Raw genomic sequence first — 14,573 nt, forward strand, 5'->3', positions numbered from 1 at the left:
GAATGATTCAGCTTCGAAAAATAAAGAAAAAGACTTTGTACCAAATTCAATTTTAAGCGTGTGGTTTTATAGTGAAACCACACTAAATAAATGACTTTTTGAGAAAGACTAATGACGACTAATATCCACGATCAACGCATTCTTATTTTAGATTTTGGTTCTCAATACACGCAGCTTGTTGCGCGTCGTATCCGTGAGATTGGTGTTTACTGTGAACTTTGGAGCTGGGATGTAGAAGAATCTGACATCCGTGATTTCAATCCAGATGGCATCATCTTATCTGGTGGTCCTGAAAGTGTGACTGAAGAAAATTCTCCACGTGCACCTCAATATGTATTTGATTCTGGTGTTCCTGTATTTGGTGTGTGTTATGGCATGCAAACAATGGCAGAGCAACTTGGCGGTAAAGTTGCAACATCTACTGAGCGTGAATTTGGTTATGCAGCAGTACAAATAACAGGTGAATCAGCGCTGTTTAACGATCTTGAAGTAACTCAAGATGTTTGGATGAGCCACGGTGATAAAGTTGTTGAAATTCCAGCGGATTTCGTAAAAATTGCAGAGACAGAAACGTGTCCTTATGCTGCAATGGCGAATGAAGAGAAAAAATATTACGGTGTTCAATTTCACCCAGAAGTAACACACACTAAAAACGGCCTTAAAATGCTTGAGAACTTTGTTCTTAATGTATGTGGTTGTGAAGGTCTGTGGACTTCAGCATCGATTATCGAAGATGCCGTTGCTCGTATTAAAGAGCAAGTCGGCGATGATGAAGTGATTCTAGGTCTTTCTGGTGGTGTTGATTCATCAGTCGTTGCTATGCTTGCTCACCGCGCTATTGGCGATAAGCTAACATGTGTATTTGTTGATAACGGTTTGCTTCGTTTAAATGAAGCTGAACAAGTTATGGAAATGTTTAGCGAAGGTTTTGGTCTTAAGATCATTCATGTTGAAGCTGAAGAGCGTTTCTTAGCAGCACTTGGTGGTGAATCAGATCCTGAAGCGAAACGTAAGATCATTGGTCACGTATTTGTAGATATTTTTGATGAAGAATCGAAGAAATTATCAAATGCTAAGTGGCTAGCTCAAGGTACTATCTACCCAGATGTTATCGAGTCAGCAGCATCTAAAACAGGTAAAGCGCACGTTATTAAATCCCACCACAACGTTGGGGGTCTTCCTGATGACATGGAAATGGGGCTTGTTGAACCATTACGTGAACTGTTTAAAGATGAAGTACGTAAGATCGGTTTAGAATTAGGTCTTCCATACAATATGCTTTATCGTCACCCATTTCCTGGACCAGGCTTAGGCGTTCGTGTTCTTGGTGAGATTAAGAAAGAGTACTGTGACTTATTACGTCGTGCTGATGCTATCTTCATTGAAGAGTTGCACAATGCGGATCTTTATCACAAAGTATCTCAAGCGTTCACTGTGTTCTTGCCAGTACGTTCTGTTGGTGTAATGGGCGATGGTCGTAAATACGATTGGGTTGTTTCTCTACGAGCAGTAGAAACTATCGACTTTATGACGGCGCATTGGGCACACTTACCATACGATTTCTTAGGTAAAGTATCTAACCGTATTATCAATGAAGTAAGTGGCATTTCTCGTGTTGTTTACGATATTTCTGGTAAGCCACCAGCAACAATCGAGTGGGAATAATCCCTGATTCTGATTTAATTTAAGAAAGCGCCGAAAGGCGCTTTTTTTGTTTCAATTGTAAATTACAATGAGTTGCGTTGTTAGTTATATGTTTCAGTGAAAACTTATCTTACAAAATTTATGTTTGTACTTCTAAATTATTCAACTAAATACTCTATTTATTCTTTAAGTGGTTTACACTGTTTCGGCAAAAGAAAAGTTAAGAGAAGTCACATAATTTCCAAATTCTTTTCTGAAAATACAACATTAATAATAGATGGAGTTACGGATGAGTAACCAAGCAGCAGAGAAAGCATCTAAGCCAAGTGGTATGGATCGTTTTCTAAATACAATCGAACGAGTAGGTAACAAGATCCCAGATCCTGCACTACTGTTTTTCTGGGGCCTTTTAATTGTTTGGGGCCTTTCAGCGCTATTATCACAAGTACAATTTGACTTGATTCATCCTGTTACTCAAGATGCTGTTCAAGTGAAAAACCTGTTAACGGGTGACTCTTTAGCAAACTTTTTAGCAACTATGGTGAAGAACTTCACAGGCTTTGCTCCACTAGGTATCGTATTAGTAGCGATGTTAGGTGTTGGTGTTGCTGACTCTTCAGGCTTTATTCAAACTGGCCTAAAGAAAATGCTGAATTTCACACCAGCTAAACTATTAACGCCAATGCTTATTCTTGTTGCTATCGTTTCACACACAGCAGCAGATGCCGGTTACGTTTTAGTTATTCCACTGGGTGGTATTATTTTCCACGCGGCAGGTCGTCACCCATTAGCGGGTATCGCCGCTGCATTTGCGGGTGTATCTGGTGGTTTCTCTGCAAACTTTATCCCATCGGGAATCGATCCATTACTGGCTGGCTTTACACAAACAGCAGCACAAGTACTAGATACGACTTACATTGTTAACCCATTAGCAAACATTTACTTTACAGGCCTTTCTTCAATTTTAATTGTTGTGATTGGTTGGTATGTAACAGATAAAATTATCGAACCGCGTTTAGCAAATACACCAGTTGATAAAGATGCAGAAACAGCACCAGATTTAGGCTCTTTTACAGAGATAGAATCAAAAGCATTTAAGTTCGCAGGTTGGGCAATGGTTGCTGGTATCGCACTGTTGATTGCACTTATTTATCCTGAAGATTCAGCACTGCGTTCTCCTGATGGTCAAATTACGTCGTTCTCAGCGCCTTTAATGCAGTCAATTGTACCGCTTATTTTCATTCTGTTTATTATTCCAGGTATTGTTTACGGACGTGTATCAGGTACATTTAAAAGCAGTAATGATGTAATTAAAGCAATGTCAGAAACGATGGGCACGATGGGGGCATATATGGTTATGTCATTCTTCTGTGCGCAGTTCTTAGTTGCTTTTAGCCAATCAAACATCGGTACAATTTTAGCTATGTACGGTGCTGATTTCTTAAAAGCATTAGATCTTCCTGGCCAATTAACGATTATTGGTATGATCTTACTAACGGCATTCGTTAACTTGCTTATCGGTTCGGCATCAGCGAAATGGGCTCTAATTGGTCCTGTATTAGTGCCAATGTTAATGGGTGTTGGTATCTCTCCTGAGCTATCTCAAGCGGCATACCGTGTAGGTGATTCTGTTTCAAACATCATCTCACCATTAATGGTATTCTTCCCGTTAGTTGTGGTTTACTGCCAGCGCTATGTTAAATCAACGGGTATCGGTACATTGGCTTCTCTAATGATGCCTTTCTCTATCGCAATGCTAATTGGTTGGACAATCTTCTTACTGGCATACTGGGCTCTAGGCATTCCACTAGGTATCCAAGCGCCATACACATATAACCTTCCAGGTTAATTTGTATTAGTAAAATAAAAGCCCTGAGAATATTGAGTTCTCAGGGCTTTTTTATGAGAGTAAAAAAGGGGGGGGGATTACTTAAATTTTCTTAGATAACGATAAACAGAGTCTTTAGATACATTAAGAATATTGGCAGTTATTTGAGTCGCATCTTTTATATTAAACGCCCCTTGGTGATGTAAGCGCTCAACAATGGTTCTTACTCTTCGAGACACTGCAATATTTTCGTCTTCTAATACTTCACTTTGTATTCTAGCTATCGAATCTGTCAGCATTTCAATGCTGTCTTTGGCAAAGGTTTCTGGTGACGCGGCTAGTTGATTTGCTTGTGGGAATAGGTCCATAAAGAAGCTATTCATTGGCACATCAAGATTAGAATTAATGCAAAGTAAAGCGATAGGAACTCCTGCCTCATTTCGAATCATTGAAGTAACAGAACGCATTAACTCCCCTTTCTCTGTTCGGGTGAAATAAGGGGTTGATACATCGGATCCTGTTTTCAATTTTTCTAGCGCAAGATTGGTAATAGGTGCACCTATACCGCGACCAGTGACATGGCCATTAGCAATTTTAATGATTGATGGATTATCAGAATCAAGAGAGTGCAGTACCACTTCAACATGTTTTCCAAACATAGCAGCAATGCCATCAACAATACTATAAGTTGATTTCAGTATGAGTGTATCGGCAGTAGAGAGTTTATGTAGCATATGTTTTCTTTATGTTGGTAAAAAGATGATGTCACTTAGCATGTAAGTGACATTTTTTCATTATGACGCCATTATTTCAATGATTTCATGATCAATATTTGGCATTCCTGTGGTTATCATTCTACCGATGTTTTTAATGGTTTTTTCGACATCTTCAGCAATAACCCCCTGTTTTGTTACGCAGTGATTATTCAAAGCGAGTAGGGATGATTTCATTGCTGATTGGGCACTGCTGCCTACTTTCATCGCACAGGTTGATTTCGCCCCATCACAGATCATACCGCTAGTATCACTAATGGTGTTTTGAATGGCAGAGCAAGATTGTTCGAATGTACCACCTGCCAAATATACCATCGCCATCGCTGCTGCTGCAGAGGTTACGGCATTGCCACAAAATGCGGATAGTGGTGGGTAATGAGATTTGATGTAAATAGCGCCAAGGTGACTCATAATAAACGCTCTTGCTAATGCTTCTTCATCGGCATTATAAAAATCAGCCATTTTAACGACAGGAATTGTTGCAGCGATACCTTGATTACCGCTGCCATAATTAGACATCGCAGGTAAGGTTGCACCGCCCATTCGAGCATCAGATGCCGCAGAGGTATAGATTAAAATATCACTGTCTAAACTTTTTGAAAGCAGCCCTGTATCTATGTTCTTTTGATAAGTACGGCCCACCTCTAAGCCGTATGGGTTATCCAATCCTTCTTGAGCAAGAGCAATATTAAGCTCTTTAGCTTCAAGGATAAATTTAATGTCATCAAAGTTGGCTTGAGTAGCGAAATCATAAATCGAGGAAATAGTGATATCGACGCCATCACAAATAGAAGCGGTAGAGGCTTTTGGTAATGAAGAATCAAGGGAAAAAATGACATTACCATCAAGTCGTTTTTCTACAATGAGGGTATGACCTCCACTGATAGTGACTTCTGCGTGATGTTGTGAGCCTTTAACGATAACACGGCAATAGATAAATTCATCTGTTGCTTCTCGTTTTACTTGAACTTTCCCTGCATCAATAAGCTGTTGTGCTGCATTTACTTGAGATTCTGTCAGTTTTGCAAGTACTTCTAACCCTGCTTCAGGGTTTCCACCAGTGGCGCCTGCAGCCGCTGCAATAGCAAGACCAACTCTACCTGTTCTTGGAACAAAAACACCCATACTATTTTTATACAAATTATCAGAGACAAAAACATCAATCGTATCTGCTTTTTCTCCTAGCATTTGTGTTGCTACGCTTGTTGCATAGGCTGCACAAATAGGTTCAGTACAGCCAAGAGCAGGTTTTACGACACTTTTTAAAATAGTAATGTATTGCTTCCAGGTAGAGTTCATTTTGTTCACCTTTATCTAATTATTATTTTTGATGCGCAATTGCTTCAACTTCAACTAATACGCCAAGCGGAAGATCTTTTACCGCAAAGCAAGAGCGTGCAGGGCAGTCGGTATGGAAAACGGTTTTATATACTTCATTAAATGCCGCGAAATCAGTGATATTAGCAAGGTAGCAGGTTGTTTTTAAAACGGTATTTACATCACCGTCAGCAGCTTCGATTACTGAAATTAGGTTTTTAAGAGACATTTCAGATTGAGCGGTAATCCCCCCATCGACAACAGAACCGGTAGAACCATCTACTGGTAATTGACCTGATGTAAAGATAAGACCATTAAATGCGGTGCCATGAGAGTATGGACCGATTGCTTCTGGTGCTGATTTTGCCACGATAATTTGCTTCATATGTATTACCCTTTCTTTTGCAACTATTGTTGATTTTAAGTGTTATTTTGAATTATGCAAAAATAATTGCATTAAATTAATGAAATTGAATTTATGCTTATTTGCAAAGGATTGCAATGACTTTGCAGCATTTTTTTGTTTGTTTTACGAACTGAGATCTTGTTATCATTTCAAATAAAATTGCATTGTTATTTTTAAATTAGAGAGTAAATTCTTCAAAAGTTGCAAAATTGGCGGCGGTTTGTCGCTTTGACATTATAAAAATAGTGAACCCTACAAAGATGGAGTTTTATATGAACACAGCTACATTAGCAGGACTTGGTCGTGGTCAAAGTGATATGACGGATTCTGAATGGAAAAAGGCCACCAAATTCGATAGCGTTGACATTGGTTGGATTGTTATCAGTATTGGTATGGCAATAGGGGCTGGGATCGTATTCTTGCCTGTTCAAGTTGGGATCATGGGGATTTGGGTTTTTCTTCTGTCTTCAATTATTGGTTATCCAGCGATGTATTTGTTTCAAAAACTTTTTATCAACACCCTTGCTGAAGCAAAAACGTGTACCGATTATCCTGGTGTAATTACTGGATATTTAGGTAAAAACTGGGGTGTAGCTTTAGGAGCTCTTTATTTCATTATGTTGGTTATTTGGGTATTGGTTTACTCATTAGCAGTAACCAATGACAGTTCTTCTTATCTGCACTCGTTTGGCGTTACTGAAGGGCATTTAAATGAGAATGTTTTCTATGGTTTAGGGCTGATCTGTGCTCTTGCTTTTATTGGATCTAAAGGTGAGAAGTTACTATTTAAACTGTCTGGTTTTATGGCTGTAACGGTACTTTCATTAGTTGCTGTTATGGGATTATTACTGGTTTCTCGCTGGGATTTTGCTAACGTTCCTGCCATTGGTTCGTTTGGTCCAATGCTAAAAGATGCGATTATCACGCTTCCATTTACACTAACGTCTATTCTTTTTATTCAATCTCTTAGTCCTATGGTTATCTCATACCGTTCACGTGAGACATCAATTGACGTTGCGCGTTATAAATCACTAAGAGCGATGAACATTGCTTTTGCTATCTTATTTGTGGTTGTTTTCTTCTTTGCAGTGTCATTTACCTTTGCTATCAGTCAAGAGCAAGCCGTAGAAGCGATGAATAAAAACATCTCCGCTCTCGCTATTATTGCTCATTATTTCCCTGGAAGCTGGGCAACTATTACAGGCATCGTGATTAATATTTTTGCTGTCGTAACGTCATTCTTTGGTGTATTTATGGCCTTCCAAGAAGCGTGTCGTGGTTTAGCGATGAATATTTTACTAAGACGTATGGATGAGTCGGCGATTAACAAAGAGTTAGTTAATAAACTTATCACGGTCTTTATAGTTTTACTGGCTTGGTCTGCTGTCGCATTAAATGCACCTATTCTCTCTTTTACATCAATTTGTAGCCCTGTATTTGGTTTAGTTGGCTGTTTAATTCCAGCTTACCTTGTTCATAAAGTACCAACGCTTCATAAATATAAAGGATTATCAACGAACTTAATTATTGTTACAGGTATTCTTCTTTGTATCTCTCCTGTGTTAGCGTTTATCTAATTATAGACAATTACGATATAGACATGAAAAATCCCAGAGAAGGAGAACCTGCTCTGGGATTTTTCTATTTATGATTTTGCTTATCTTAAATCAGTATTATTTATTTAAATGAGCTGCGTGAAACTCTAAATGCTCATCAATAAATGTCGAAATAAAGAAGTAGCTGTGGTCGTAACCAGGTTGCATTCTTACTTCTACATCCGCACCTGATTGCTCTGCGGAAGAAAGTAGGTATTCAGGTTTTAGTTGTTCTTCTAAGAAGCCATCCGCTTCACCTTGGTCAACTAAAATTGGTAAGTTAGAGCCTTTTTTCAGAAGCTCAGAGCTATCGTATTCTTTCCAACTCTCTTTATTATCACCAAGATATAGGCCTAATGCTTTTTGACCCCAAGGACAATTGATTGGGCTAGATATAGGGCTAAATGCAGAGATAGACTGATATGCATTTTGGTTTTTCAAGCCAATGGTAATTGCACCATGACCACCCATGCTATGACCAGAAATTGATTTTTTATCTGATACAGGGAAGTGCTCTTCGATTAACGATGGGAGCTCTTTTGTCACATAGTCATACATTTGATAATGACGATTCCAAGGGGCTTGAGTTGCATTTAAGTAGAACCCAGCACCTAAACCAAAGTCGTAAGCACCTTCTGCGTCATCAGCAACATCTTCACCACGAGGGCTTGTATCCATTGCAACAATCGCAATGCCTAATTCAGCCGCTTTTTTGAATGCGCCTGCTTTTTGCATGAAGTTTTCATCAGTGCAAGTTAGGCCTGATAACCAGTATAAAACAGGAACAGGGTTTGTTTCAGAAGCGTTTGCAGGTAGAAAAATAGCAAAGCGCATAGTGCAATTTAATGCTGATGATGTGTGTGTATATTGTTTGTGCCAACCACCGGCAACTTTTGCTTGGCTGATATTTTCGATTGTCATGATGAGCCCTTTTATATATTGATTCATATCAGCGAGATCACTGTATTGAATAGGAATCTACTGGTTGATTTTAAAGTGCTTTAAATAAAGAATGAAACACTCAGTAAGCTTACCTATAGATTGCGCCACCCACGCAGATAAACATACTGTCTTGATATAAAGCACTTAGAGATCAAAAGTAGAATAAGGGGTTAGAGAATCTAGCCCCTCATTTTTACTTATTTATCCATATGTAGAACAGTACGGATAGATTTACCTTCGTGCATTAAGTCGAACGCTGCGTTTACATCCGCAAGGCCCATAGTGTGAGTGATGAAGTCATCAAGAGCGAACTCACCTTGCATGTAACGGTCAACGATACCTGGAAGCTCAGTACGGCCTTTAACACCACCGAATGCAGAGCCACGCCATACACGACCAGTCACAAGTTGGAATGGACGAGTTGAGATCTCTTGACCCGCACCAGCAACACCGATGATGATTGATTCACCCCAACCTTTATGACAACACTCAAGTGCTGCACGCATAACGTTTACGTTACCGATACACTCAAAAGAGTAATCTACGCCGCCGTCAGTCATTTCAACAATCACGTCTTGAATTGGCTTGTCGAAATTTGCAGGGTTGATGCAATCAGTTGCACCTAATTTTTTAGCTAGTTCGTATTTGCTTTCGTTTAAGTCAACACCGATGATGCGGCTTGCACCAGCCATTTTCGCACCGATGATAGCTGAAAGACCGATACCACCTAGGCCGAATACAGCAACCGTATCGCCTTTTTCAACTTTAGCCGTGTTAAGAACCGCACCCATACCAGTCGTTACGCCACAACCTAGAAGACAAACTTCTTCAAGAGGAGCTTCTTTAGACACTTTCGCTAGAGAGATTTCAGGAAGAACGGTGTATTCAGAGAACGTAGAGCAACCCATGTAATGGAAGATAGTTTCACCGTTAATAGAGAAACGGCTAGTACCATCAGGCATAAGGCCTTGGCCTTGAGTTTCACGAACTGCTTGGCAAAGGTTAGTTTTGCCTGATTTACAGAATTTACATTCGCCACACTCAGCAGTGTAAAGAGGGATAACGTGGTCACCAATTTCAAGACCTGTTACGCCTTCACCAACCATTTCAACAATACCGCCACCTTCGTGGCCAAGGATTGATGGGAAGATACCTTCTGGATCATCACCAGACAGAGTGAATAAATCAGTGTGACATACACCAGTAGCAACGATGCGAACTAAAACTTCGCCCGCTTTAGGAAGTTGAACATCAACTTCTTCCATTTTTAGAGGTTCGCCAGCAGCCCAAGCTACCATTGCTTTAGATTTGATGTGAGTTTGATCTGGTTTAATATCAAGAGCCATTGTGTTTTCCTTATTAATATATTCGAATGAGCAGTCAACTAAAGCCTAGTTGAATTTTTATTTTCTGCTGTCTCGTTTTGATGTGGCTAGTATAGGTGTTTCAGTAGAATTGATAATCCCCCTAAAATGAAAATGATTTTTACGTAAACGTAATAATAAGGGTGAACTTATTAAAGAGAGATCAATTTATACATATAAATGTATATAATAATGAGATAGAACTTCAAATTTGAAGAAAAAAAGAGTGGCCTTCGGGAGAATAGTTAAAGGTGGTTCAGTTATGCTACGGATTCTAAGCAAGGAGGGATAAATACGGTTGTTATGTATTATTTTTAATTATGATCATATTAGGGTAGCTGTCGCTTAATTACTCATTCTCATAAAATGAACGCTTTTCTGACTCAGAGATGAAGTAATTTATTTTAGATACAACAAAGCCCTCTAAATATGAGGGCTTTTTATTATTGAAATTATGCAGGCATATCCTGTGTGAAAGTTTCTTTTTCAGCTGATTGTGTTTGCCATTTATCGATAACTAAAGCTGCAATCATATCGCCTTCAACATTGACAGCAGTACGGAAAGTATCAAGTGGGCGTTCAATTATTAATAAGATCGCGATGGCTTCTAGTGGGATCCCAGCGGCTAAAAGCACCAGTTGCATACCTGACATAGATCCTGATGGCATTCCGGGAGCACCGACGGATGAAACCATAGCCATAATGAAAATCATAACTAACCCTGATGTTGTTAAATCAACCCCAAAAAGCTGAGCTAAGAATATAGCAGCAACCCCTTCAAATAATGCGGTTCCATCCATATTCATTACTGCACCAAGTGGTAACACCATACTGCTGGTACTTTGCGACACCCCCAGTTTTTCTTGAGCACTTTGCATTGCTAATGGCAAGGTTGCAGAGCTAGAAGAGGTAGCAAAAGCCATCGCCATAGGAGCAGAGATCGCTTTAAATAAGGTTGTATATTTAATGCCAGTTGCTAGTTTTGCAATCGTTGGCAAAACAATAGCACCATGAATTAACGTCAGAACAAAAACCAGTAGAGCAAACAGAGCTAACTGTTGAAATAAAGATTCTCCACCACGAATAGTAAAATCAAAAACAATCGCAAATACCGCCAATGGAGATAATTTAATTATCCAACCTACTATCGTATTAATGCTTTTATTTAAGCCATTTAGTACATCAAAAATAGGGTGTTTTTCTGGTAATGAGGAGAGTAAAGCCAATCCCAACATAAATGAAAACACAACGATAGCGAGCAAATTACCATGAGTTAATGCGGCAACTGGGTTAACAAAAGCCATATTTAACAGTTTACTGGCAATGGCAGCTCCGCCTGCGGACTCTTCGCTAATGAGCTGAACATTATCCCCAACAGGTGCAAATTCCGTCAGAGGTTGCCATGCTGGTAATAGTAATGATGCACCTAAACCAAGAGAGATCGCTAGCAAAGTGGTAAAGCTGTAAAATAGTAAGGTATTACGACCAACTTGCTTTAGACGAGTGATGGAGCCAATACTTGTTATGCCTTGAAGTAAAGAAAACATAACGACGAGGCCAACGACCATTTTAAGTAAACCGATATAAGTGACTTTACCTAACATGACTAATTGATACCAAGAAGTTTGTGTTACGTCAGTTGTCGGAGAAATAAATAGGGTAAAAAACCATGCAAGTAATGCAGCTAGTAGTAATTGCAAAGGCAAAGATTGACGCAATTTAGTCAACATAATAAAGATTTCCAGTGATTTTGGAGAAGGTGCTTTATACGTTTATTGAAGGATTTTTCCTTTAATAAACATATGCACCTTTAAAAAATAAAGCCCGTTTGAAATGAATCTAACGGGCTTTACGTTTAGTTAATGATCGTTAAGTTTTAAATGTTAAAACTTATTTATCCATATGTAGAACAGTACGGATAGATTTACCTTCGTGCATTAAGTCGAACGCTGCGTTTACATCTGCAAGGCCCATAGTGTGAGTGATGAAGTCATCAAGAGCGAACTCACCTTGCATGTAACGGTCAACGATACCTGGAAGCTCAGTACGGCCTTTAACACCACCGAATGCAGAGCCACGCCATACACGACCAGTCACAAGTTGGAATGGACGAGTTGAGATCTCTTGACCCGCACCAGCAACACCGATGATGATTGATTCACCCCAACCTTTATGACAACACTCAAGTGCTGCACGCATAACGTTTACGTTACCGATACACTCAAAAGAGTAATCTACGCCGCCGTCAGTCATTTCAACAATCACGTCTTGAATTGGCTTGTCGAAATTTGCAGGGTTGATGCAATCAGTTGCACCTAATTTTTTAGCTAGTTCGTATTTGCTTTCGTTTAAGTCAACACCGATGATGCGGCTTGCACCAGCCATTTTCGCACCGATGATAGCTGAAAGACCGATACCACCTAGGCCGAATACAGCAACCGTATCGCCTTTTTCAACTTTAGCCGTGTTAAGAACCGCACCCATACCAGTCGTTACGCCACAACCTAGAAGACAAACTTCTTCAAGAGGAGCTTCTTTAGACACTTTCGCTAGAGAGATTTCAGGAAGAACGGTGTATTCAGAGAACGTAGAGCAACCCATGTAATGGAAGATAGTTTCACCGTTAATAGAGAAACGGCTAGTACCATCAGGCATAAGGCCTTGGCCTTGAGTTTCACGAACTGCTTGGCAAAGGTTAGTTTTGCCTGATTTACAGAATTTACATTCGCCACACTCAGCAGTGTAAAGAGGGATAACGTGGTCACCAATTTCAAGACCTGTTACGCCTTCACCAACCATTTCAACAATACCGCCACCTTCGTGGCCAAGGATTGATGGGAAGATACCTTCTGGATCATCACCAGACAGAGTGAATAAATCAGTGTGACATACACCAGTAGCAACGATGCGAACTAAAACTTCGCCCGCTTTAGGAAGTTGAACATCAACTTCTTCCATTTTTAGAGGTTCGCCAGCAGCCCAAGCTACCATTGCTTTAGATTTGATGTGAGTTTGATCTGGTTTAATATCAAGAGCCATTGTATTTTCCTTATTGGGATAATTTAATCGACGACATAAATAGCAGTTTCATTTTAAGTGTAATTCAACTTTTTTGTTTGTGCTCGTCGTCTTGTTGTGTGCCATTATAAGTATTTTCCGCTAATTGATAATACGGTAGAATAGTAAATAATTTTTACGAATATGTAATAATACTAGTGAGGAACAGCCTGTGATTGATTGGGAAGGGGTAACTGAGTTTGTTGCCGTTGCTGAAGCGCAAAGCTTTACAGGAGCGGCCAGAGCTCTTGATACATCAGTGGCACAAATTAGTCGTAAAGTCGCGGCATTAGAAGATCGTCTTTCAATTAAATTATTGATAAGAACAACTCGAAAAGTATCGGTAACGGAAGCTGGACAGACTTATTATCAGCATTGTCGTCATTTAGTTGAAGGATTAAAACAAGCAGATAGAGCGATCACTGAGCTTAATGCAACACCTCAAGGACGCTTAAAAATTACATCGTCGGTGACGTATGGTGAGCAGTTAATTGCGCCACTGCTTAGTGATTTTATGTTGATGTATCCACAGTTAGAGCTTGAACTTGTTTTATCAAATCAGACATTAGATTTAGTTGAGCAAGATTTTGACTTGGCGATTCGATTAGGACGTTTAACCGATTCAACCATGATGGCAAAGCGCTTATCAAGTAGACAGGTTCGAGTGTGCGCTTCTCCTGATTATATAGAAAAACATGGTGAGCCTCATACCTTATCTGAATTATCTCAGCATAACTGTCTGATAGGTAGTTTGCCTATTTGGCGTTTTATTGAAAAGAAAAAAGAAAAAAGCGTAAGAGTAAAAGGGTCAGTTCATTGTAATAGCGGTGCAGCCTTAACTAATGCAGCGTTAAAAGGCTTAGGTATCGTTCAACTGCCTGATTTTTATGTTCAGGAATCGATGGATAAAGGAGAGCTTGTTGAAATACTCGTGCCTTATCGAGAACCAAAAGAAGGGATTTGGGCGGTGTATCCAAATAATCGCCACCTTTCCACTAAGGTTCGTCTATTGGTTGAGTTTTTAGCCCAAGAGTTAGCTGAATAAATGAGTGTTGAAGAAGAAAATAAAAAGGCCAACGTCTATATGCAGCGAGCAATGGAATTGGCCGCAATTGCAGAGGAAGAAGGTGAAGTTCCTGTTGGTGCTGTGATTGTCTTAGATGGTGAAATCATAGGCGAGGGATGGAACCGTTCAATTGGCTCTCATGACGCAACCGCACATGCAGAGATGATGGCGATCAAACAAGCGGGAAGTAAAATTGAAAATTATCGCTTAGTTGATGCGACATTATACGTTACGTTAGAGCCATGCCCTATGTGTGCAGGCGCAATTGTACACAGCCGTATTAAGAATGTGGTTTTTGGTGCAACAGATATGAAAACAGGTGCATCTGGCAGTGTGATTAATCTATTTACTTCGGCAACCGCATTTCATTTTGTAGAGTGTGCTTCTGGAGTGATGGAAGAAGAGTGTAGAGCACAGCTACAAGCTTTTTTTAAACGCAGACGTAAAGAGAAAAAAGAAGAGCGGAAGGTACAGCGGGAAGCTGAATTGAAAAATCAGATGATGGAATAATCTAGAAGATAAAGTAAATGTAAGAGAGGGCAAATTGAATTATCGCAATTTGCCTTTTTACTGTGTGCGAA

12 protein-coding genes are annotated in these 14,573 nt (G+C 39.7%); 5 read left to right on the top strand and 7 right to left on the bottom strand.

All coding sequences use genetic code 11. The features are described 5' to 3' along the window. Positions 1 to 111 precede the first annotated feature (111 nt). Both guaA and PVK62_RS09370 read left to right on the top strand, forming a co-directional pair. On the top strand, positions 112 to 1,665 hold the full coding sequence (gene guaA, locus PVK62_RS09365) for a glutamine-hydrolyzing GMP synthase (RefSeq protein WP_274443947.1): 1,554 nt from the start codon (positions 112 to 114) through the stop codon (positions 1,663 to 1,665). A 268-nt stretch (positions 1,666 to 1,933) separates the two neighbouring features. Beyond that, a complete protein-coding gene (locus PVK62_RS09370) occupies positions 1,934 to 3,493 on the top strand; it encodes an AbgT family transporter (protein WP_274443946.1) in 1,560 nt (519 codons plus the stop codon). A 77-nt stretch (positions 3,494 to 3,570) separates the two neighbouring features. Here PVK62_RS09370 and PVK62_RS09375 read toward each other — a convergent pair whose 3' ends face one another. Genes PVK62_RS09375 through PVK62_RS09385 form a run of 3 tightly spaced genes read right to left on the bottom strand, consistent with a single transcriptional unit; the run spans position 3,571 to position 5,947 of the window. Continuing rightward, a complete protein-coding gene (locus PVK62_RS09375) occupies positions 3,571 to 4,206 on the bottom strand; it encodes a helix-turn-helix transcriptional regulator (RefSeq protein WP_274443945.1) in 636 nt (211 codons plus the stop codon). 60 nt (positions 4,207 to 4,266) lie between these two features. After that, positions 4,267 to 5,544 (bottom strand): L-cysteine desulfidase family protein, encoded by a 1,278-nt coding sequence (locus PVK62_RS09380; protein WP_274443944.1) that lies wholly within the window; start codon positions 5,542 to 5,544, stop codon positions 4,267 to 4,269. Between the two features lie 22 nt (positions 5,545 to 5,566). Further along, a complete protein-coding gene (locus PVK62_RS09385; RefSeq protein WP_274443943.1) occupies positions 5,567 to 5,947 on the bottom strand; it encodes a Rid family detoxifying hydrolase in 381 nt (126 codons plus the stop codon). 293 nt (positions 5,948 to 6,240) lie between these two features. Here PVK62_RS09385 and PVK62_RS09390 point away from each other — a divergent pair, with 293 nt between their 5' ends. Continuing rightward, positions 6,241 to 7,545: a hypothetical protein gene (locus PVK62_RS09390; RefSeq protein ID WP_274443942.1), complete on the top strand. Its 1,305-nt coding sequence runs from the start codon at positions 6,241 to 6,243 to the stop codon at positions 7,543 to 7,545. Positions 7,546 to 7,641: 96 nt separating this feature from the next. Here the strand turns inward: PVK62_RS09390 and fghA are convergent, their stop codons facing one another. The 4 genes from fghA to PVK62_RS09410 all read right to left on the bottom strand — a co-directional run bounded on the left by fghA (position 7,642) and on the right by PVK62_RS09410 (position 12,908). After that, positions 7,642 to 8,484, bottom strand: coding sequence for an S-formylglutathione hydrolase (gene fghA / locus PVK62_RS09395; protein WP_274443941.1), 843 nt, complete (start codon positions 8,482 to 8,484; stop codon positions 7,642 to 7,644). A gap of 218 nt (positions 8,485 to 8,702) precedes the next feature. Continuing rightward, positions 8,703 to 9,851 (bottom strand): S-(hydroxymethyl)glutathione dehydrogenase/class III alcohol dehydrogenase, encoded by a 1,149-nt coding sequence (locus PVK62_RS09400; RefSeq protein WP_274443939.1) that lies wholly within the window; start codon positions 9,849 to 9,851, stop codon positions 8,703 to 8,705. A gap of 470 nt (positions 9,852 to 10,321) precedes the next feature. Further along, on the bottom strand, positions 10,322 to 11,599 hold the full coding sequence (locus PVK62_RS09405) for a dicarboxylate/amino acid:cation symporter (protein WP_274443940.1): 1,278 nt from the start codon (positions 11,597 to 11,599) through the stop codon (positions 10,322 to 10,324). A 160-nt stretch (positions 11,600 to 11,759) separates the two neighbouring features. Next, complete coding sequence (locus PVK62_RS09410; RefSeq protein ID WP_274443939.1) at positions 11,760 to 12,908, bottom strand: S-(hydroxymethyl)glutathione dehydrogenase/class III alcohol dehydrogenase; 1,149 nt, start codon at positions 12,906 to 12,908, stop codon at positions 11,760 to 11,762. Positions 12,909 to 13,098: 190 nt separating this feature from the next. On the opposite strand from PVK62_RS09410, the gene PVK62_RS09415 reads away from it, so the two are divergent. Together PVK62_RS09415 and tadA are read left to right on the top strand one after the other, a co-directional pair. Next, positions 13,099 to 13,971: a LysR substrate-binding domain-containing protein gene (locus PVK62_RS09415; protein WP_274443938.1), complete on the top strand. Its 873-nt coding sequence runs from the start codon at positions 13,099 to 13,101 to the stop codon at positions 13,969 to 13,971. Then, complete coding sequence (gene tadA, locus PVK62_RS09420; protein WP_274443937.1) at positions 13,972 to 14,502, top strand: tRNA adenosine(34) deaminase TadA; 531 nt, start codon at positions 13,972 to 13,974, stop codon at positions 14,500 to 14,502. Positions 14,503 to 14,573 lie beyond the last annotated feature (71 nt).

Origin of the sequence: Aliivibrio sp. S3MY1 (assembly GCF_028765575.1) — a bacterium.
Lineage (GTDB): Bacteria > Pseudomonadota > Gammaproteobacteria > Enterobacterales > Vibrionaceae > Aliivibrio.